This is a genomic window from Paraburkholderia youngii (assembly GCF_013366925.1).
GTDB classification, from domain to species: Bacteria; Pseudomonadota; Gammaproteobacteria; order Burkholderiales; family Burkholderiaceae; genus Paraburkholderia; species Paraburkholderia youngii.
Map to the genome: position 1 here is coordinate 145,783 of NZ_JAALDK010000004.1, position 19,739 is coordinate 165,521.

The following is a 19,739-nucleotide window of genomic DNA, read 5'->3' on the forward strand; positions in this document are numbered from 1 at the left end:
TCAGTTGACTCCCGTTGCGGTCGCGCATTTCGTCGGGTCATACGATAGCAGGCCGACCGAGGTTGCCTTTGCCAGATAGGACTGGCGTGCGGCCATCCGGGCATCCATATTGAATGTGCGCGCATACACAGCTTGGATGGCTGCCACATAGAGGGCCTTCTGACTGAACGGGACCGTACTGGCAGCGCACCCCGTGAGTTGCGAGCTCGCAAGCACCACCGGACTCGTATCGGTCATCGCGAGCGTCGAAGCCTTGATGCTGGTCTGAAAATTCCGGGCCGATACTTCGACCGCAGCGTGCACCACGGGATTAGAGGAATACTTGTCGTCGATGAGTTGCTGGACATCGTCTCGGTAGCCGCGATTGGCCGAATCGATACCTTCGACGCTCCCAGCGTTGCCCGCTGGGCTGTACGTGGTAGCGACCGTCGTGGGGCCGCTTGCGGGGGTACTACTCGCTGGAACTGCGCCGCTGGAACTCGTCGACTGCGCGGAGGCTGACCCTCCACCGCAAGCACTCAAGGCCATAGCTGTTGCAAGAGTAATCGCGGTCAGAGCGGAGAATTTCTTATTTTGCATTTGTTGGATTTGTCCTTGGCCGCGCCACTTACGCGACCTTGATTCCACGATTTGGCGCTGCGCGAAGTCAAGTTTTTGTGCTGCCGCATGCATTTCGCGTACATGCTCATTTCCTGCGCGTCGGTATTTTGGAGATAACGGTAATTGTGCGTAAGTCTGTAAGCGCCCGGTCATCCCATCTTGAGTCACGGTGAAAGTCTTGGGAGCATCGTGTTCACTTAAATAGGTGGACACGTGAACACTATTGAAGAAGCAGCGGCACCTAGCCGTCGACGACGCCGGCGCTACAGCGTCGAGTTCAAGGCTCAGGTAGTGGCAGCTTGCCAGGGGCCCGGGGTATCGCTCGCGGCCATCGCATTGCACCACAAGCTGAACGCGAATCTGCTTCGACGTTGGGTCGAGCAGGCCGAAACGAACGATTGTGTGCTGGTGGCGCGTAGCGACATGGCAGCGCCACTGGTAGCGACGCCAGCACCGGAATTTGTACCGTTGCCTCTTGAGACGCGAAACACGCGCACAGCTGAGATTCGCGTCGAGGTGCGTCGCGCGGACCTGTCGATAACGGTTAGCTGGCCAACCTCAGAGGCAGCGCAGTGCGCCGCCTGGCTGCGCGAGTGGCTCGCATGATCCGCATTGATCAGGTGTGGCTGGCAGTTGACCCGCTGGATATGCGGGCCGGCTTCGATACGGCACTGGGTCGGGTGATCACCGTGTTCGGCGCTGCGCATCCGCACCATGCTTACCTGTTTGCCAACCGGCGAGCCAACCGCCTGAAGGTGCTGGTTCACGATGGGATTGGCATCTGGCTGGCAGCGCGACGGCTGAATCAGGGGCAGTTCGCATGGCCGCGCGCGGGTAGCGAACCAAAGCAGCATGCGCTCACGCAGGAACAACTTGCCGGTCTGGTGGTGGGTTTGCCATGGCAGCGCATCGGCGCGGACGGTGTGATCCGTGTCGTTTGAGGACGTTCGGTACGTATACGGTCGCGCTTTCGCGCTCTCCGGGGTTCTGGCAGACTCGTCTGCATGGATCTGCCCGCCGACCTCAACACTCTTAGCCCCGAACAACTGCGTGCGCTCGCCACGCAACTGATTGCACGCGTCGAAGACCGGGACCGGGAGATTGAAGGTATGCGGTCCACCAAGGACGCCCTTGTCTGAAAATCGCTGCACTCTGATGCTACGTGTCCACGTGGACACGTAGACACTTGCACCGATGACAGAGAAAAAAGACTTGAGAAGCCGTCTGGTGATTGGCCAGAAACGCGATGGCCGACGCGAATACGATAATGAGGCACGCGATGAGCTTGTCCGTCTATGCTTGATGCCAGGCGTATCGATAGCTCGCACGGCAATCGAATACGACATCAACCCGAATCTGCTGCGTACCTGGGTGACCCAATATCAGCAGAGGCACGCCGACACCAAACAGCCTTCACCGAGCCTGGAGGGCGTGCTGATTGATGTTCCAGCCGCTGGCAATGAAGTGCTGCCACATGTGGCGAATGCTGCCGCCTTCGTCCCGGTTGTCCATGCGGCGACGGCGCCACCGGCCTCAGCGTCAGCCGGGTCAATGACACTCGCAGTGCATGTGCGCCTGTCCAACGGTGTCGAGCTCCAGTTCGGAAAGGCCATCGCGACGATCGACGAGCTGACGACGCTGATTCAGATCCTGGGGAGGATGCCGTGTTCCGGTTCGACGAAAAACTGAGCGTATATTTACATCGCGATCCGGTTGACTTCCGGTACGGCATGAACAGCCTGTCGATTCTCGTTGAACAGGCGATGCACCTGAATCCAATGGACTCCTCGCTTTACATCTTCGGGAACCGGCGTCGAGACAGAATCAAGATTCTTTGCTGGGATGGTAGCGGCTTCTGGCTTATGACGAAACGCCTTGAGGCAAGCCATTTTATCTGGCCCGACAACAAGGCCGAGGTCGTGACGATGACGACCAGCGTGTTGCATGCCCTGCTCGACGGCGATGACATCACGACGGTCCGTCGACATCCGAGGCAGCAATATCGGCGTGTGAGCTGAACAACCCGCCGGCATACATGGTCTAATCCAGCATGCCGGTCAACGTCACGATCACCGCCGAGGAACTGATAGCGCTACTCGCCGAGCGCGATGCGGCTCGGGCATTGCGGGAGGAGCAGGAAGCGTTACGCGGTGCCCTACGACTCGTGACAGCGGAACGCGACCTTGCCGAAGAGCGCCTGCGGGCTTACCGTCAGGAGTTGTTCGGCGTAAAGAGCGAAGCCCGAGGTTCCGATCAGCTCGGCTTGTTCAATGAAGCAGAAGTGCTCGGTGCCGGGCGCATGCCCGCCCAGGAAGACTCGCCGGAGTCGACGGTCTCAGCACACACGCGCAAGAAACGCGGCCATCGCAAGCCGCTCGATCCCAACCTGCCGCGCGACGTTGTGCGGCACGAATTGCCCGAAGCCGAGCGCTTCTGCATGAACGACGGACATGCGCTCGTCGAGTTCGGCGTGGAGATCAGCGAACAGCTCGACGTCATTCCGGAGCAGCTTCGCGTGATCCAGCACCAGCGCGTCAAGTATGCCTGCCCGTGCTGCGATCTCGGTATCAAGGTCACGCCGGCGCCGGCACGCATCATCCCTCGTGGGCTGTTGGGCGAATCGGCGCTCGCGTGGATCGCCACCGGCAAGTATCAGTTCGGCATGCCTCTGTATCGCCAGGCTGGCTTGCTGCGTCGATTCGGCGGCGACATCTCGTCGAACACGATCGCGGCCAGCATGGTCCGCGTCGGTCTCGCGTCGCAGCCCGTGATCAACCTGCTGCGCGACGCGCTGCTTGACGCCGGGCTGATCTATTGCGACGAGACGACGCTGCAGGTGCTGAAAGAAGAAGGCCGCCGGCCAAAAACGACGAGCTACCTGTGGGCGCAAATGACGGGTTCGGGTGTGCCGATCCGTTGCTTCACTTATACACCCGGGCGCGGTACAAAACTGGCCGACAGGCTGTTCACTGGAATCCGGTCAGGCGCGGTCATGATGACCGACGGCTACGAACCCTACAACGATATCGCCAGGCGCTACGAGCTCGTGCACCTTGGGTGTTGGGTTCACGTGAGACGGTACTTCGTCAAGGCAGAAGACAGCGTGCCCAAGGCGGCACGAACCCACGACCTTCTTGCGACGCGCTTCATCAAATTGATCGGCAGGCTGTTTGCCGCCGAAGTGCGTAGCGAGACGTGGTCTGCACAGCGACGGCAGCGGTTGCGACGGCGATACAGCGCACGTGTGCTCGACGCGATCCACGCGCTGATGCTCGAGCAGTCGCACGGTGTCGTACCGAAAAGCCTTCTTGGCAAAGGACTGACTTACCTACGTGCGCAGTGGCCAAAGCTGATCCGTTACATCGAGAACGGCGATTGGCCCGTTAGCAACAATGCTTGTGAAAATGCGATTCGCCCATTCTGCGTGGGACGCCGCTCTTGGCTGTTCAGCGACACTGTTGATGGCGCGAACGCAAGTGCCAATCTTTATACCTTGGTCGAAACGGCAAAGGCCAACGGTATCGATCCCTACCGCTACCTCACGTGGCTGTTCCAGCGTCTGCCTCTAGCGAAGACGGCAGATGACTACGAAGCGTTGCTGCCTTGGCGCATGCCCGTCGATCTCCGCTGATCCGTACCAATTCCCAGTACCCCGCGCCGTCAACTGCATCACTCTGAGGGGCGTCGTTCACGGACCGCATACGATCAAATGAAGGCGACACGCACAGTCAGCGAATCCGGCGGGCTGCCGACCCGTCACATTGATGCATTTCTCGATCGTCTACGGGCGGCACACTATTCCGAGGTAACGCTTCGCAAGAAACGGCGGGTCCTGTGTGCGTTCTCTCGGTGGATGAAGAACAGGAACATCGACCTGGTTGACCTCAATGAGTCTGCCGCGACTCGTTTCATGAAGCGCCTGAGCGACGCCCCACGAGACCGAGTCCAGTGCGAGCGTGCCGCATTACAGTCGTTCCTTGCCTATCTGCGTGGCGAAGCCATCGTGCGCTCGCCTCCGTTGGGCGACCAATCCGCGATCACGCGCATCTATGACCGGTACCTGGACTATCTGAGGCGGGATCGCGGACTGGCGAACAACTCGGTGCTCGTCTACGGGCCCTTCATTCGAGACTTCCTCCACAGTCAGGACGCTGGCGACGGCTGCATACTGCCCAACGCATTTGACGCGATAACGATCCGAAACCACCTTGTTGCCCGCAGCAAAGGCCGATCGGCGGAGTACACGCGGCTGATGGCGGTGTCCCTTCGCTCGTTTTGCCACTTCCTCTTTCTGCATGGAAGCACGCCGCGTGACCTTTATGAGTCGGTGCCTTCGGTTCGCAAGTGGCAACAGTCAGCGGTGCCGACATTCCTCACGCCTGAGCAGGAGGAAGCCCTCATTGCCACTGCGGACCGGTCCACTCCACGTGGGTGCCGCGACTATGCCGTCCTGCTGTTGTTGGCTCGGTTGGGGTTGCGTTCCGGAGAGATCGTCGCACTTGAACTAGGCGATATCCACTGGCGCTCCGGTGAACTTGTCGTTCATGGCAAGGGGCAAATGGTGGAGCATGTCCCGCTAACTTCCGAGGTCGGAGACGCGATCGCAACCTACCTTCGCGACGCTCGTGGAGTGAGCGCATCGCGACGGGTATTCCTCCGCATGTGGGCACCGCGCGTTGGTCTGGCAGGACCGGCGGCGATTGGCCACATCGTTCGTCTGGCCTTCGCGCGTGCCGGGTTTCGCCCCGCGTGTCGCGGCGCGGCACATCTGTTTCGTCACAGTCTGGCGACAACGATGATTCGTCATGGTGCGTCGATGGCGGAAATCGCCGAGGTGTTGCGGCACCGCTCACAAGTCAGTACCGCGATCTACGCAAAGGTTGCGTTTGAGGACCTGCGCGGGGTAGCGCGCGCATGGCCCACGGCAGGAGGTGCAATATGACTGCGATCCGTGACTCCCTTACTCGGTACGTGGCGGTCCGCCGGGCTCTGGGGGCGTCATTCTATGAACCTGCATTGGCACTCGGTCATTTCGTTGATCTTCTGGAACACGAAGGTGCCGAGTTCATTACCATCGATCTGGCTCTGCGCTGGGCGACGACGCCCGTATCCGTCGAACGCGCGACCTGGGGGCGGCGCCTCTCAGCGGTGAGAGGATTTGCCAGGTGGATGAACACCGTCGACGGCCGAAACGAGATTCCTCCGGCAGGACTCCTGAGTGCCCGTCGACGGCGCAACGCGCCGCATATTTACACGGAACAGGAAATCAACCTGCTCATGATCCGGGCTGCGCAGCTACGCTCGCGCACTGGCATGCGAGCACTGACCTATTCGACGCTTATCGGGCTTCTCGTAGCGACCGGCCTTAGGCCCGGTGAAGCGCTTCGACTCGACCGGTCCGACGTTGACCTCGTTAGCGGGATACTCTCCATCCGAGAATCGAAGTTCGGCAAATCGCGCTTTGTACCCGTAGAAGAGTCGACCCGCGCCGCACTCGAACGTTATGCTCAGAGTCGAGACCGACTCTGCCCACAGCGGTTGAGTGAGGCGTTCCTGGTTGGTGAGCGCGGTGTGAGGTTGAAGGCCGGCACTGTCCGAAGCATGTTCGTCAGAATGTCGCGCGCCGTCGGCCTGCGGCCAGCGACAGAGGATGGTCGCGATGGTTACGGCCCGCGGCTCCAGGACTTTCGACATAGTTTCGCGACTGGAAGGATGGTCGAATGGTATCGCGCTGAATCGGACGTGAACCGGCAGTTACCGAAACTTGCCGCCTATCTCGGGCATGTCAACATTGGTCTTACGTATTGGTACATCGAAGCGGTTCCGGAATTGCTTGAGCTTGCGGCAGGCTATCTCGGCAGAAACCCTCCGGGAGACCAGTCATGAGCGCCGCCGGCCTTCCATCCCTCGTCCAGCGTTTCTTTACCCAGCGCTTGCTCGAGCAGCAAGGGCTGAGTTCGCACACGGTGGCGAGTTACCGCGACACGTTCCGGTTGCTGCTGGCGTTCGCCACGAAGCATGTGGGACGCGTGCCTTCGAAACTGCGGATCGAAGACTTCGACGTGTCGTTGATCGAGGAATTCCTTCAGCACCTTGAACAAGCCAGGGGCAATTCGGTGCGGACACGCAACACACGCCTCGCAGCTGTACATGCCTTCTTCCGGTTCGTTGCGGTTAGCGAGCCTGCGCTGTTCCTGCAGTGTCAGCGCATCCTTGCAATTCCATCCAAACGCTGTGAACATGGTCCCGTCGAGTTCCTGACAGAGAGCGAGGCCGCAGCGCTAGTAGCGGCACCTGATGTGCGAACATGGATCGGCAACCGCGACCGAGCGCTGCTTCTTGTAGCGGTTCAAACGGGTCTGCGGAATAGCGAATTGACCTCTCTCAGGCGTCAGGATGTGGTGCTCGGTACAGGCGCCCACGTCCGTTGCCTCGGCAAAGGCCGAAAGATGCGATGCACTCCGCTTCGGCCGGACGTCGTCGCGGTGATGAAAGCATGGCTACGCTATCAACCTGGCGAGCCCGATGATCCGGTATTCCCCAGTTCACGCGGTGGCCGTCTTAGCGCTGACGCACTTCAGCGGCTTGTGTCACGCAACGTCGCAATCGCCTGTCACTCGTGCCCCTCGCTGAAGGACAAATCAGTAACTCCCCACACGCTTCGGCACGGAGCCGCGATGAGCCTGTTACATCACGGCGTAGACCTGTCCGTGATCGCGCTCTGGCTCGGCCACGAATCATCGGAGACGACCCAGATTTACTTGCACGCCGACATGCGGCTTAAGGAGCGCGCAATGGCGCGCGCCAATGCGAGCGGAGTCGCGCCGACGCGTTACAGACCTCCCGACCCCTTGCTGGCCTTCCTGGAGGGTCTTTGATAATGCCGACAATCCGAGCGACGCGGAACAGGGATCCGCCCAACTGCTGGGCCCGTGGAACCATGACGCGGCATAATCGGGGAGTCGGCATAACTGGGTCGAAAATCAGATACGTCCTTGGGCTATCGGCAGGTCTTATGTGCACTTGCGGATTATGCTGAGCGAGAGTAGCGGCCCCCGAATCGTCGGGGAGTCCGCCACGCACGACTGGACATAATCAAAGCGCCTCCAGGAACTTCAGCAGCGTATCCGGTGGCCGGTAGCGGGAGCGATGGGTTTTCAGTGGAGCGATGGCTGCCAGGGCGCGCTCTTTCATTGCCAGATCCGCTTCGACGTATCCGTGTGTTGTTGATGGACTCTCATGTCCAAGCCAAAGTGCAATGACCGTGATGTCGACGCCAGACTGCAGCAGGTGCATTGCGGTCGTATGTCGAAGCGTATGCGGCGAAACCGATCGTCCGAGCAACGACGGACAGCCTGTCGCTGCTGCGTTTGCAGCGATGGCGATCCTTTCTGCAACGTTAGACCGCGTCATCGGCCTTCCCCAGCGATTGGGTAGCAACGCTTGATCGGTGCGCAGACCTGCAAAATCGATCCAGCGTCGAACCTCAACGGCCGTATCTCTCCATAGCGGTACGGTCCGTTGTTTCCGGCCTTTCCCGTGCAAGCTCACGCTCGGAGTGACGTCAAGCTCTACATCATCGACACGGATACCAATCAGTTCTGAAACTCGCGCCCCAGTGTTGTAAAGCACTTTGAGTAGCGCTCTGTCGCGTCTGCCAGACCAGGTCTCACTATCGGGGGCGTCCAACAGAGCCTTTGCTTCGCCACGGGAGAGAAACCCCAGCATCGGCTTGTCGGATCGCTTCATCGGAATGGCCAGAATACGCTGAGCGATAAACAGGGCTGGAGGGCACTGGGACGCCACGTATTGCGCAAACCCGCGTATTGCAGCGAGCCTCGCATTGCGGCTTCGTATGGTGTTGTGGCGCTCTTGCTCGAGATAGGTCAGAAATCCGACGATGAGATCCGCGTCGATGTCGTGCAACGTGAGCTGCGCAACTGATTTACGGTATTGATCTTCTGCATAGCCAAGTAGAAGGCGGAATGCATCGCGATAGGCGGCGACAGTTCTAGGACTTGCAGCTTGTTGCTGCAGCAGACGCTCGGTGAAGAAGCGCTGGATCAACGCGGCAAATTCAGAAGGTTGAGTCAGGGTATTCATGCCGGGACTCCTTCGGCGTAACGTTCGAAGCGATCGGCCGCGATGGCCATCAGCTCAGGGATGCCTGTAAAGTACCAGTACGTATCGACTACCTTGGCATGCCCCACATAGATCGACAGTGCCGACAGACATCGCTCTATGTCCGCTTCCTCCCTGTAGAAGCGTAATGCGCTATGCACGATGAAGGTGTGCCGAAGATCGTGCAGCCGATGATGACGATAGTCGCCTCGAGGTTTCCAGCCGAGCCGCCGCTCGCAGATCGCGCGCAACGCGTATAACGCCTGTCGTTGAGTCACCCGTTGACCGTCGTCGCGCAGAAAGAAACGATCTGAACGGCGGCTGGAAATGATTTGGTCCCGCAGGTCGATATATTCGAGTAGCTGTCTTGAGACCGTTGCATGCATGGCAACATAGCGACGCTGATGGAATTTGCTGTCGCGGATGTCGAGTACACCGGCTTGAAGATCGACATCAGCGTCGGTCAGGTGGAGTGCTTCGGAGATTCGCAACCCTGTTGTCGCTAGCAAACCGAACAGCACACAGCACGTTGGCGCGCGCAAACCACCGGCTGGCCCAAGAAGTTTGGCTTCGGACAGCAACATCCGGATCTCCAGTTCGGTAAAGATGTGTGGCACGAGTCGACGGTGTCCACGACCCAGCAGATTCCTCGGCGGTATGACCGTATCGGGATCTGTACGCATGTGAAACCTAGCGAAGCCGCGCAGTGTTTCGATGCGGCGAGCCCAACCTATCTCAGAGGCGCGCGTTGAATCGCGGGCCCAGTCCGCTGCAAGACTAGGTGTCAGATGCCTTGCACCACGCTGATCAGCGAAACGTGCGAAAGATTCGAGCTGCTTGCCATCGATTGCAAGTTCGAACCCAAAACTGCGTCGATACTCAAGATACGCCACCACACGGGAGCCCCAGTCGTCAGTGACGTTCATGATGTGCTCCCCGGCCAGGACAGGGCAACCTCCCGCAGGCGCTCAATATCCACACGGGCGTAGACGCGGGCCGTGTTCAAGCTCCGATGCCTCAGCAGATCAGCGATTTCCTTGATCGAAACGTTCGCCCTTTGCAAGCGGGTAGCGGTTGACCTCCGAAGCACGTGCGTGTTGCAGAATTGGTCATCCAGGTTGCAGCGTGCGAATGCCCGGTTCATTGCATTGCGAATCGCGGCGACACTTAACGGAACGCCGAACGGAGCGCGGTGACGCACGAAAACAGACCGGCTGTCCGTCTGCGGGCGTCCCTCGCGCAAGTACCTGGCTAGAGCAGCACCAGCCTGCTCTGGCAACGGCATGCGTTGCGCACGGTGGCTCTTGGTGTGCTGTAACGTCACGATGCCACGTCGCCAGTCTATGGAGTCCAGCGTCAGGTGTGTGGCCTCATCTCCGCGCAGGCCAAGATCGAGAATGCAGCGAGCTATGGCGTAATCGCGCATGCCGGATGCGGTATTTATGTCGAACGCTTGAAGGAAGCGTTCGATCTGAATATCTGACAGCACCTTCGGCGGGTTTCGATGCGGCCAGTTGGCGATCAGCGGCATCGTCGAAAGAGCAAGGCGGGTATCGTCACCATGCAATGCCCGGAATCTCAGATAGCTACGCAAGCTCGTACAGATGACTCCGAGCGAACTGGGTTTCCAGTGGCGTCGGGCGAGGCCAGTCAAGAAAGCCTCGACCGCCGGTATCGTCAGGATTAAGGATTCGGCGGACTCGTTCAGCGTGCAGCTTGCAAAAAATGCCTCAAGATGGCGGACACGATAGACGCACGTCGAACGCGCCAAGCCGCACGTATCGCGCAAAAACTCATGAAATTTGTGCAGTTCACGAGCTATGGGATCTGGCGCAGTCGTGGGGACGGCATCAGCGAAGAATGGCAGCGCCAGAAGATGATGCAGTGCTGCACGCATCTCGGATATAACTGATCGGCAAGGTTCTGGACAGCGGCAGACTGGCAGGTGATCCCGTATGAAGTGCTCGACGAGAGCCTCATCAACATCCGAAGCAGAAATGCGCTTACGTCTCATCCAATAACTGAAATGGGCGAGGCACCGAAGGTATGCTCCAACAGTACCTCGTGCGTAACGTAAGCGCTCCAGCTTACATATGTACGAATCGATGAGCTGGCTCAGGGGGCCGTGAAACAGCCAATCTCGCCGGGCGAGACGATTCAGGCATGAATCGGTAAACATGATGATCTCCGCACTCGGGTTCGCGGAACACCATCAGATCACGATTTATTATGCTGAATTAGAGCCAACCGAAGCTCGCCCCACACACGTTGGCGCTTCGGAACGGAGCCGCGAGACGGATCGCACACCGCATAATCCGCAAGTGCACATAACGCCTGCCGAGAACCAGCGGCCTGATCGCGCGCTCCGCCGTATTGTTGTCCACCTCGACGCGCCCGTCTTCGCAATAGCGTGTGAGCGCATGCCAGTGCCCCAGCGAGTACTTAATCGCCTTCGCCAGCCCCGACTTCGCCGATACCTGTGACAGCGTGTGTTCGTACCAGGCCTTCAGATCAGCGAGCAATGGGGCCGAGCGCAGCTGACGCGCAGACAGGCGCACGTCCGGCGTCTGGCCTCGAACCTCGCGTTCAACGGCATACAGCGCCCCAATTCGGCGCAGTGCTTCCTCGGCAATTGGTGAGCTGTCCAGCTTGTACAGGTCATAGAACTTGCGCCGCGCATGCGCCCAGCACCCGGCCTCGATGACCGTGCCGTCACGATACAGCGCGTCGTACCCGCTGAAGGCATCTGCCTGCAGGATTCCCGTGTAGCCCGCCAGATGTTCCCGAGGTCGCTCACCTTTGCGGTCGGGTGAGTACCTGTACCAGACGGCTGGTGGCGCGTGGCTTCCTGCCGGGCGGTCATCGCGCACATAGGTCCACAGGCGCGCCGTGCGTGTCTTGCCACGCCCCGGCTCCAGCACCGGCACGGGCGTGTCGTCGGTATGGATCTTGTCTGCGGCGCGCACGTAACCACCGAGTGCGTCGGACAGGGGTTGCAGCAGGGCAGCCGCTTCACGCACCCACGAAGCCAGTGTTGCCCGGTCCAGTTCGATGCCCGCACGGCGATAGATGCCGGCCTGCCGATATAGCGGCATATGGTCAGCGTACTTCGCGACGACGACCTGTGCGAGCAGCCCCGCACCCGCCATCGAGCGTGCTATCGGCCGCGAAGGTGCCGGCTCCTGTACTACTGCGGCACAGCGCGGGCAGCTCAGCTTCGGACGTACGTGACGCAGTACCTTGAAGTAGCCGGGCACATAGTCGAGCACCTCCGAGACGTCTTCGCCCAGCGCACGCATCTGTTTGCCGCATTCCGGGCATCCGCAGTTTGACGGCGCATGCACAACTGTTTCGCGAGGAAGATGGGCAGGGAAGTGCCGTGACTTGCGGCGCAGTGGGACAAGGTTCGTAGTGGCCGACGTATCCGCAGTCGCGTCGGCATCAGGCGCCTTCGCCGGTGCGGCCATATCTGGTTCATGAACAGGCAGCTCACCGAGCGCGAGCTGCAGCTGGTCCATCAGTTCTGTCATGCGCTCAGATGAGCGGCCATACTGCCATCGCTTCAGTCGCGAGATCTCGGCCAGCAACTGCGCGATGGTCTCGTCGCGCGAGGCAACGATGCGCTTCAGAGCGGCGATGTCATCGGGCAGATGGCTGGCTGGCATGCATGACAGTGTAAATGAAGGCCACGCGCCTGTGGGCTCCCGCACCCTGCCTTATGCCGCGTGCGTCGGCTGCCACGTCCGCTCGGGATGCCGCCAGTCAATCCCTTCGAGCAGCATCGACAGTTGGGCGACTGACAGATGGACTGTTCCCGAGTCCGCCTGCGGCCACACGAAGCGTCCACGCTCGAGTCGTTTCGCGTACAGGTTCATGCCGTCGCCGCTCCACCATAAAATCTTGATGAGGTCACCACGACGCCCGCGAAACAGGAAGATGTGCCCCGAGAACGGATCACGACCGAGTGCTGACTGCACCAGCGCGGCAAGTCCATCCATGCCACGGCGCATATCGGTAACGCCCGCTGCCAGCCATACGCGGGTACCGCCTGGCGGCGCAATCATGCTGGCATCAGGCAGCGCAGCACGAGGCGCAACTGCACGGGGTCGACCATGCCCGTGACGCGTACACGGGCACCGTTCAGTTCGATCTCGATGCCCGACGCCGCCGGTACGCTCTCGCGATGTGGCTCGACAGGCTCTAGAGCGAGCGACGCCGGTTCTGCGGTCTCGCCGGTCGGTGCATCGGGTAACGCTACGGGCAGCAACACCGCTGTGCTGGGCGCCACCCCTTCAAACAGGCCCGCCCGCAGTTGCCGGCGCCACTTGAACACCATATTCGGATTCAGTCCGTGCGCCTGCGCGAGCTTGGCCACCGAAATACCCGGCTCGCACGCCGCGACGGCAACTTGCCGTCGGTACTCTGGTGTGTAATTCGGTCGGCCCTTGCGGTTCGATGATCGCGCATTCCGTGTGTCCAAAGTAGTCCCCATCACTTGAAGTAACGGGCATCACTTTGGACACCGGCATCAGCTCTGTCCATGCGGCCACGGAATGACGCTTACGCAAAAGCGAAAGCCCACCTGTTTTCTGAAGCTTTTCCGCCGCCCGGTCGGCTGGAGATGCGTAAAGTCACTCCTATCCCCGCGTCTTGGACGCATCGACTCGAGTTGGTTGGCCCTGTGACGTAATGCGGCCGCGCTCTATCCCCTGTTCGCTTCCGCCGATAGCTGCTTTTGTCACGTCTTAACCGAGCCGTGAGGAAAGCGTCTCTCCGCGCGCCCGATTTCCCTGCTCAATAGAGCATCGAAACGGTCCAGTGCCTTCCAGCCTGGACATCCCCTAGTGCGCTAGTTTTTCTGGAGAGAAAAATGCCGAAGCAGTTCTTGATGAAGGCGACTCGTTCGCCCATGTCGTTTTTCGCTGTGTGCTTTGCGCTTTGGCTCGCGGCACATTCATTTTTCGCCGCACTCTTTGTCGGCTACCTCGCGATTAAATGGATCAGATCAGCGATTCGTGACGCGTTGAAAGACGAGAAAGAGACGAGCGATACAACACCGGCAACGCCGACGACTGCCAAGCCGCAAGGCGAAGCGGTCCCGACGGCGGCTGTAACACCTATCAAACGACAGTACGCGAAATCGCCTGTCGTTGTTCCTCTTAAGACCGGCACCGACGAATAGTCGAGTCGCCTCAACAGCAAAGACGCCCCTCCAGGGCGTCTTTGCAATTCACCCCAACGGGAACCCTTCCCGTTGCGGGGCATGGGTTTCCCGCTTCTCGGAGAAATCCCATGGAAACAGAAATCGCGGCATGGCAGCTCGACATGTTCGGCGGCGAATTGCCGGTCGTTGTTAGATCGCCCGTCAAGCCTGATCCGTTGCCCGATCCACAGTTTTGGAGCGAAGCGGTGCGCGAGAAGATGGTCGATGCACTGGTAAGCCTTGCGAGGGACAGCCGTCGGGGCGATAACATGCCCGAGTCATTGGCGGACTGCTGTGCGCTGATCAGCGAGCGAATTCGAAACTGTAAAAAGATCGACTTGGAGGACTATCGCGCAACCCTCGGCTGGGTGATGGAATTCTGGGACGGCGCTCTGCCGTACCGTCACATATGTGAGATCAGTGGTTATCCTGCCGATACGCTGCAGGACATCATCATGGAAAATCCGCTGCTCAGGCGGGACATGGAAGAGGTTCGTCGTAGCTGCTTCGGCTCCTTGCTGTAGGAGAGCCGGAGATGACAGCAACGACATTCGGCAAAGTCCTGAGCGGACTCTTTGGCCTTCGCGAGCCAGTATCAGCGCCGGCGGCGTCGGCACCGGTGGTGGTAGGGCAAGGAGGCCACAATGAGCGTCAGGTCGTTATCGCAGGCGAGGCGCGGCTGTTCCGCGACGAAGGCGATGTAGTGGTTCAGTTTCGCCCGGCCTTCGATTACCAGTTGCGCGACACGCCTGTCGGCATGAAGCTCGTACCCTCACTCGAACCTCACTGGGCCGTCGTTGACGAACATCCCGGACCGCTGAGGGACGCGATCGCTGCGGCGATCAAGGCAGCGGCCTCGCCGGTCGCCCGGCAGCGCGAGGCCGCAGACGCAGAGCGTCCTCGTGCACCTGTGCAAGTCAAGCCGGCTACCACGCCCGTCGTGATCGAGAATGCGGCGCCAGCGTTGGCGTCGCCCACGAAAGCGTCGGGGCCGCATCGCACCGAGCGTTCGCACTACGGCGTCGTAACGGAGTGGGGCGAGCGCGAGTTCCCCGATGGAAAGCGTCCCGGCAAGACCTACGAGTCGTTCTGCCTGACGCTGGAGAACCGTGGACAGACCCGCCTGTTGCAGGGCGAAGGCCTGCGTGACGCAATCGCCGAGACACACTGCCGCATTGGTGATCGGGTCGAAGTCCGGCGACTCGGCAAGACGAAGGTGCCCGCAGTCAATTCGCGCGGGGAGCCCATTCTTGACGGAACGGGCGCTCAGGTCCTGTGGGACAAGTGGCTGTGGTCTATCAAAAAGAAGTCGTGATGAACATCCAGCACTTCTGATCCCGAACTCTCTCACCTTTGTTCCTGTATCTGCTCACCTTCGCTGCCTTGACCATCCCTCACGGGTGGCTGGGCGCGAAGTGTGGGTTTTTCTTCCTCGCATTTTTCAGCAGTTCCAACCGGCAGCGCCCGTCCTTACTGAGAAAAGCCGTTCCGCGTGACGTACGCGTAACGGACGGCTTTTCTGAGCAACGGTTTCACCGCCTGTAAAGGCATCGACCTCAACCACACCACTACTGGAGTGACATATGAATGTTAAGGACCTGAAGCTGTCCCCGGAACAGTGGGTAGCGTTGCTCCAGAAGTACGGAGTGCCCGCAACCTCATTGACCGGAAAAGGCGCGCCTTGTCCGATCTGCGGCGGTAACGACCGCTTCACATATGACAACAAGCGCGGCCGCGGCGACTGGGTGTGCCGCAAATGCAATGAAGGAAGCATGAAGGCCGGCGACGGCTTCGAGCTAATCTGCAAAGCAGCGGGAATCACTTTTCGAGAGCTGATGCTTGAGCTCGACGGCGGTCCGCTGCCGGCGCGCGACACACCGCCATTTTCTGGTACTGCGCCATCGCCCGGTCGAAAGGCCGATCCGGCATGGGCCCGAAAGCGGCTCGAGTCGATGTGGGACAGCGCGGTGGCTCACGGCCGCGACGATCTTATATCGGAATATCTACGTGCGCGAGTGCCCGGTCTCGATCTGCCGTCGTCGCCGGCGCTCCGTCTGGCAATGCTCGAATGTCGGCACGAAAAAAAGGTCATTGGAAAGTGGCCCGGCATTCTCGCCAGATTCACGTTGCCTGATGGACGCCTCGGCACACTTCACCGGACGTTCCTTGATCGGTCTAAGCCCGCGAAGGCAACGATCATCACTCACGATGGCGAAGTCCTGCCTTCAAAGATGAATGACGTGACGCTGCACAAACTCAACGGCGGCGCAGTCCGGCTGATGGATCCGGTCAACGGCGAGATCGGCGTGGGTGAAGGGCTGGAATCCGTGCTCGGCGCGCACATGCTTTTCGGCGTGCCGGTGTGGTACTGCCTCAACCGTGTGCTGCTTTCCGACTTCGTTGTTCCTGATGGCTTTGGAATTCGCGTAGTGCACATCTTCGCGGATTTTGATGCGGTTGAACCGAAGACGCGAAAGTCTCCTGGGATGGCTGATGCGCTGGCGCTTGCGAAACGGCTTCGCGCCGACGGCTATACCGCGATCGTTCACCGCCCGAAGGTTCGCGGGACTGACTTCGCGGACGAATGGATGACGTCATGTAACAAGCCTCGCGGTCCAGCCGTCCCTGTGCGGCGCGGCAGCACGCGCGAGGCGCTGCACATCTGATTGACAGCGGCTTTGTCCGCTCAGTAGTTGTTCTTAACCGCCCGGTGGGGATTCGTCCCCGCCGGGGCCGCAATCCATCTGGGCCTTTCTCATGGATAGAAGCATGTTCAAGATGATTGTTGGCCGGTTTGAGATTGTCGCTACTTCGGGTGTTAAAAACGGTTCGGTGCGGGTCGGCAAGTCGCAGGCGCAGGCTTACGATGTAATCGACCGGCGTCAGGCAGTGAATACGAAACCTGAAAAGGTCGGCCTGGATTTGGATGACGCGTGGACCTATTGCGTTCGCCATCAGGGTCGAGCTCACGCTGTCGCCTTGTTGCATTGACTTAACCCCATAAAGACAAACCCGGCCGATGGCCGGGTTTTTTTCGCCTGTACGGACCGCTCGTCCTTCTATCGCCACCACCACGGCCGCGTCTTGACTCGGATAACCGTCCGCAGAAGGCAGTACATCATGATAAGGAATGGGCGAAGAATTCCGATTGCCCAAAGAAACGCGGTGCCGCAGATGAAAAAGGCCCACACCGTGACATCGCAGGTCGGAAACAAAAGGTCGATAAACATCAACCCCACAAGGACGACGGCGATAACCGCGCGCCGTGCGAGCGGATCGAGAGCCCAGAATCTCTCAAGCATGGTCGCGATCCTTTCGATGCCACGAAAGCACCGCGCTGCGAAGGTGATACGCCGATTCCCACAGGGCAACACCGACTGCGACGAGGAGCCAAAAGCGCGCGGCCCGTGTCCAGTCCGCGTTAGTGAGTACGTGCAGGAGATCCATCGTTGCTACTCCGTTAGTGAAGCCCTTTATTGCGGGCGATGACCTATCTTCGCAAATGCCGCGCGAAGTCAAGGACACCGGCCGCGACTAGAAGTCGGCGAACTGGTCGGCGATAGCGTCCGTGTTAAAACGCCGTGTGCCGCTGATCGCGGGCTCGGCAGCGCGCGACTCGAGCGGTTGTGACGCCGTGGCCGCGGCGGCATCGACAGAGAAGATCGGTGTGGGATCGCTCTCAACCATATCCGCTACTTCTGTTTTCGGCTGGGGCGTCGCCGGTTCGGTCATGCGCATGACCGGCTCCACGGAAACGCCGGAAGCAACACGTTTCGCGGCCTCCCCCCCGTTGAGCGCCGCTCGCGCGAGGGCCCTGAGTGCGCCCGCGCGCATGCGCTCGTTGTCGAACTTTTTGATGAAGGCGAAAAGATCAGGGTCCGTCGCTTCATTGAGCGTGACTTTGACCACGGCCTTTCCAATCATGCAGCGACTCCGACCGCTTTGCGTTCGCGAGCAAGCGTTGCCTCACCAACGATCAGGAAGCCCTTTGCGTTGGCATAGCAGGGCGCGTCGAGCACGTCGAGTTGGACGCGGGGGAACGCGGCGCGTATCGAGGCTTCGTACAGAGCTGCGCCACCACCGGTGAGGACGATCGAGCGCAAATCCGCTGTCCGGCCGACACGGTTTTGCATTTCCTTGACCGTTGCATTGATGATGGCCTGCGACTGTTCCAGATAGGGGATGAGGTCAACATCCTTCCCGTAGAACAGGAGCGGCTTTTTCTCGCGCAGGCATTTGTCGATACGTTCGATATCGTCGACCGGTTCCTTCTCGCTCTTTGCGATCAACGACGCAATGCTCTTGTAGACCTGAGACGCACCGCCCGGAGCGCCGCCGCTGCGGCGGTCATTCATCGTGAAGCCGTGAGCGACCACCCAGTCAGTCGTGAAGTAGCCCACATCAATCACCAGATGGGCGTTTTCGCGATCGAAGCGGCTACCGCCGTACTCGGAAAACGATACGAGCGATCCTAGCAGGCTGTTGAAAAGCGCCCCGTCATGACGACCGAAGCTATGTTCAGGAGACTTGCGCGTGCGATATTGCGCTGAATTAACGGTTCACCGCGCGATCTGCGCGGGGCAGGCGCACGCATGCGGCTCGTCTGGCGCGCAGTCTTCGCGCATTGGCGGCTCATCGCGTCGCTCCTCGCGGCACCATCCCTGGCATTCGGGCCATGCGGGTCAGATTGCTCGCAACCATCGTCAGCTTGAAGTGCTGGTCGACGCGCTTGAGGCCGCGATAGACCGTCTGCCGGATCCGCCCGATGGTTTTGCCCCAGCCGAAATGCTCTTCGATTCGTTTGCGGATGATCTGGCTAGTCCGGTAGCCCGCATGCCGCGAAGTGCGACCGTCGATGGCGCTGCCGCCCCAACGCTCATCGTTGCGCGCGACATGCGGTGTCACGTTGCGAGCGCGGCAATCGTTCACGAAGTCACGGGTGTCATACGCCTTGTCGGCGCCAACTGTCTTCGCATGAGTACCTGGCACGCAATCGAGCAATTGCAATGCGCTGGCCCGCTCGGCAAAACCATCTGCGTGACTAACCACGGCGCCGACCACCAGCCCCGAGCGATTCTCCATCAGGATGTGCCCGTGGTAGCACAGGATGGCCGGGCTCTTGTGGCTCTTCTTGAACAATCGCGCCTCCGGATCAGTAGTCGACTCGTGCGTGGCATTGCTACGTCGCTCGCCTTTCCAGTCGGTGTCGGCGTTGCGGCCACCGCCGGCTGGCGGACCATCGTCCGGGCCGTCCTTGCGGCGGAAGCTTTTGTGACTGGCCCACGCCTGAATCAGCGTGCCGTCCACCGAGAAATGCTCTCTCGACAGCAAGCCCCGCTTGTCCGCCAGGCTCATGACTTCGGTGAAGAACGCTTCCACGACTTCATGCTCCAGAAGCCGGTCGCGGTTCTTCGAGAACACCGAGTGGTCCCACACGGCGTCCTCAATCGCCAGCCCGACAAACCAGCGGAACAGCAGGTTGTAGCGCATCTGCTCCATCAGCATGCGCTCGCTGCGTACGGAGTAGAACACCTGCAACAGCAGCGCCCGCATCAGCTTCTCAGGCGCAATCGAGGCACGACCGGTGTCCGCGTAGATGACGCTGAACAGCCCGTTGAGCCGTTTCAACGCATCATTCACCAGCAACCGGATCGGTCGCAACGGGTGATCTGCCGGGACGAAGTCCTCGAGCTTGACCGTCGTGAACAGGGGTTCCTGCATCTCGTCCATTCCGCGCATCGCATCCGCTGCCAAAGATCATGAACACGATATCCATAACGCCCGTCCTTCAAACCCCGTTTACACGGGATCCAAA

The 19,739-nt window shown here is 60.1% G+C and carries 25 protein-coding genes; 14 read left to right on the plus strand and 11 right to left on the minus strand.

Annotated features, from left to right (window positions below; translation table 11 throughout):
* Positions 1–813 carry a hypothetical protein gene (locus G5S42_RS43195; protein ID WP_176112686.1) on the minus strand — a complete coding sequence of 271 codons (813 nt, stop codon included), beginning with the start codon at positions 811–813 and terminating at the stop codon, positions 1–3.
* On the opposite strand from G5S42_RS43195, the gene tnpA (G5S42_RS43200) reads away from it, so the two are divergent.
* From tnpA (G5S42_RS43200) to G5S42_RS43235, 9 genes are all read left to right on the plus strand, one after another.
* Positions 814–1,206 (plus strand): IS66-like element accessory protein TnpA, encoded by a 393-nt coding sequence (tnpA, locus tag G5S42_RS43200; protein ID WP_312883753.1) that lies wholly within the window; start codon positions 814–816, stop codon positions 1,204–1,206.
* Positions 1,203–1,541, plus strand: coding sequence for an IS66 family insertion sequence element accessory protein TnpB (gene tnpB / locus G5S42_RS43205; RefSeq protein ID WP_176112030.1), 339 nt, complete (start codon positions 1,203–1,205; stop codon positions 1,539–1,541). The genes tnpA (G5S42_RS43200) and tnpB (G5S42_RS43205) overlap by 4 nt, the downstream gene beginning before the upstream one ends.
* Positions 1,542–1,604: 63 nt before the next feature.
* Positions 1,605–1,739: a hypothetical protein gene (locus tag G5S42_RS45395; protein WP_281375215.1), complete on the plus strand. Its 135-nt coding sequence runs from the start codon at positions 1,605–1,607 to the stop codon at positions 1,737–1,739.
* 55 nt (positions 1,740–1,794) lie between these two features.
* A complete protein-coding gene (locus tag G5S42_RS43210; protein ID WP_176112314.1) occupies positions 1,795–2,289 on the plus strand; it encodes a transposase in 495 nt (164 codons plus the stop codon).
* Entirely contained in the window at positions 2,265–2,618 is a 354-nt protein-coding gene (tnpB, locus tag G5S42_RS43215) for an IS66 family insertion sequence element accessory protein TnpB (RefSeq protein WP_176112313.1), read from the plus strand. The genes G5S42_RS43210 and tnpB (G5S42_RS43215) overlap by 25 nt, the downstream gene beginning before the upstream one ends.
* 32 nt (positions 2,619–2,650) lie before the next feature.
* Positions 2,651–4,231, plus strand: coding sequence for an IS66 family transposase (tnpC, locus tag G5S42_RS43220; protein WP_176112312.1), 1,581 nt, complete (start codon positions 2,651–2,653; stop codon positions 4,229–4,231).
* A gap of 78 nt (positions 4,232–4,309) precedes the next feature.
* Positions 4,310–5,542: a site-specific integrase gene (locus tag G5S42_RS43225; protein WP_176112687.1), complete on the plus strand. Its 1,233-nt coding sequence runs from the start codon at positions 4,310–4,312 to the stop codon at positions 5,540–5,542.
* Positions 5,539–6,486 (plus strand): tyrosine-type recombinase/integrase, encoded by a 948-nt coding sequence (locus G5S42_RS43230; RefSeq protein WP_176112688.1) that lies wholly within the window; start codon positions 5,539–5,541, stop codon positions 6,484–6,486. Before G5S42_RS43225 ends, G5S42_RS43230 begins: the two co-directional genes overlap by 4 nt.
* Entirely contained in the window at positions 6,483–7,478 is a 996-nt protein-coding gene (locus G5S42_RS43235; RefSeq protein WP_176112689.1) for a tyrosine-type recombinase/integrase, read from the plus strand. Before G5S42_RS43230 ends, G5S42_RS43235 begins: the two co-directional genes overlap by 4 nt.
* A gap of 217 nt (positions 7,479–7,695) precedes the next feature.
* On the opposite strand, the gene G5S42_RS43240 is transcribed toward G5S42_RS43235, so the two are convergent.
* From G5S42_RS43240 to tnpA (G5S42_RS43265), 6 genes are all read right to left on the minus strand, one after another.
* On the minus strand, positions 7,696–8,703 hold the full coding sequence (locus tag G5S42_RS43240; RefSeq protein WP_176112690.1) for a tyrosine-type recombinase/integrase: 1,008 nt from the start codon (positions 8,701–8,703) through the stop codon (positions 7,696–7,698).
* A complete protein-coding gene (locus tag G5S42_RS43245; RefSeq protein ID WP_176112691.1) occupies positions 8,700–9,647 on the minus strand; it encodes a tyrosine-type recombinase/integrase in 948 nt (315 codons plus the stop codon). The genes G5S42_RS43240 and G5S42_RS43245 overlap by 4 nt, the downstream gene beginning before the upstream one ends.
* A complete protein-coding gene (locus G5S42_RS43250; protein WP_217710388.1) occupies positions 9,644–10,618 on the minus strand; it encodes a site-specific integrase in 975 nt (324 codons plus the stop codon). The genes G5S42_RS43245 and G5S42_RS43250 overlap by 4 nt, the downstream gene beginning before the upstream one ends.
* Before the next feature lie 340 nt (positions 10,619–10,958).
* Positions 10,959–12,386, minus strand: coding sequence for an IS66 family transposase (tnpC, locus tag G5S42_RS43255; protein ID WP_246392628.1), 1,428 nt, complete (start codon positions 12,384–12,386; stop codon positions 10,959–10,961).
* A gap of 51 nt (positions 12,387–12,437) precedes the next feature.
* The gene (gene tnpB, locus G5S42_RS43260) at positions 12,438–12,785 is read right to left on the minus strand and encodes an IS66 family insertion sequence element accessory protein TnpB (protein WP_176112693.1); all 348 of its coding nucleotides are present in this window, start codon (positions 12,783–12,785) and stop codon (positions 12,438–12,440) included.
* Positions 12,782–13,213, minus strand: coding sequence for an IS66-like element accessory protein TnpA (gene tnpA / locus G5S42_RS43265; protein ID WP_217709861.1), 432 nt, complete (start codon positions 13,211–13,213; stop codon positions 12,782–12,784). Before tnpA (G5S42_RS43265) ends, tnpB (G5S42_RS43260) begins: the two co-directional genes overlap by 4 nt.
* 378 nt (positions 13,214–13,591) lie before the next feature.
* Here tnpA (G5S42_RS43265) and G5S42_RS43270 point away from each other — a divergent pair, with 378 nt between their 5' ends.
* The 5 genes from G5S42_RS43270 to G5S42_RS43290 all read left to right on the plus strand — a co-directional run bounded on the left by G5S42_RS43270 (position 13,592) and on the right by G5S42_RS43290 (position 16,915).
* Complete coding sequence (locus tag G5S42_RS43270; protein WP_176112694.1) at positions 13,592–13,903, plus strand: hypothetical protein; 312 nt, start codon at positions 13,592–13,594, stop codon at positions 13,901–13,903.
* 110 nt (positions 13,904–14,013) lie between these two features.
* A complete protein-coding gene (locus tag G5S42_RS43275; RefSeq protein ID WP_176112695.1) occupies positions 14,014–14,448 on the plus strand; it encodes a hypothetical protein in 435 nt (144 codons plus the stop codon).
* Positions 14,449–14,459: 11 nt separating this feature from the next.
* The gene (locus G5S42_RS43280; protein ID WP_176112696.1) at positions 14,460–15,239 is read left to right on the plus strand and encodes a hypothetical protein; all 780 of its coding nucleotides are present in this window, start codon (positions 14,460–14,462) and stop codon (positions 15,237–15,239) included.
* Between the two features lie 268 nt (positions 15,240–15,507).
* On the plus strand, positions 15,508–16,590 hold the full coding sequence (locus G5S42_RS43285) for a primase-helicase zinc-binding domain-containing protein (RefSeq protein ID WP_176112697.1): 1,083 nt from the start codon (positions 15,508–15,510) through the stop codon (positions 16,588–16,590).
* 103 nt (positions 16,591–16,693) lie between these two features.
* Positions 16,694–16,915, plus strand: coding sequence for a hypothetical protein (locus G5S42_RS43290; protein WP_176112698.1), 222 nt, complete (start codon positions 16,694–16,696; stop codon positions 16,913–16,915).
* A gap of 68 nt (positions 16,916–16,983) precedes the next feature.
* Here G5S42_RS43290 and G5S42_RS43295 read toward each other — a convergent pair whose 3' ends face one another.
* From G5S42_RS43295 to G5S42_RS43310, 4 genes are all read right to left on the minus strand, one after another.
* Positions 16,984–17,226: a hypothetical protein gene (locus G5S42_RS43295; protein ID WP_176112699.1), complete on the minus strand. Its 243-nt coding sequence runs from the start codon at positions 17,224–17,226 to the stop codon at positions 16,984–16,986.
* A 232-nt stretch (positions 17,227–17,458) separates the two neighbouring features.
* Positions 17,459–17,848 carry a hypothetical protein gene (locus tag G5S42_RS43300; RefSeq protein WP_176112700.1) on the minus strand — a complete coding sequence of 130 codons (390 nt, stop codon included), beginning with the start codon at positions 17,846–17,848 and terminating at the stop codon, positions 17,459–17,461.
* Positions 17,845–18,324, minus strand: coding sequence for a hypothetical protein (locus G5S42_RS43305; protein ID WP_446686560.1), 480 nt, complete (start codon positions 18,322–18,324; stop codon positions 17,845–17,847). The genes G5S42_RS43300 and G5S42_RS43305 overlap by 4 nt, the downstream gene beginning before the upstream one ends.
* Before the next feature lie 232 nt (positions 18,325–18,556).
* Positions 18,557–19,663: an IS5 family transposase gene (locus tag G5S42_RS43310; RefSeq protein ID WP_376776852.1), complete on the minus strand. Its 1,107-nt coding sequence runs from the start codon at positions 19,661–19,663 to the stop codon at positions 18,557–18,559.
* Positions 19,664–19,739: the final 76 nt, after the last annotated feature.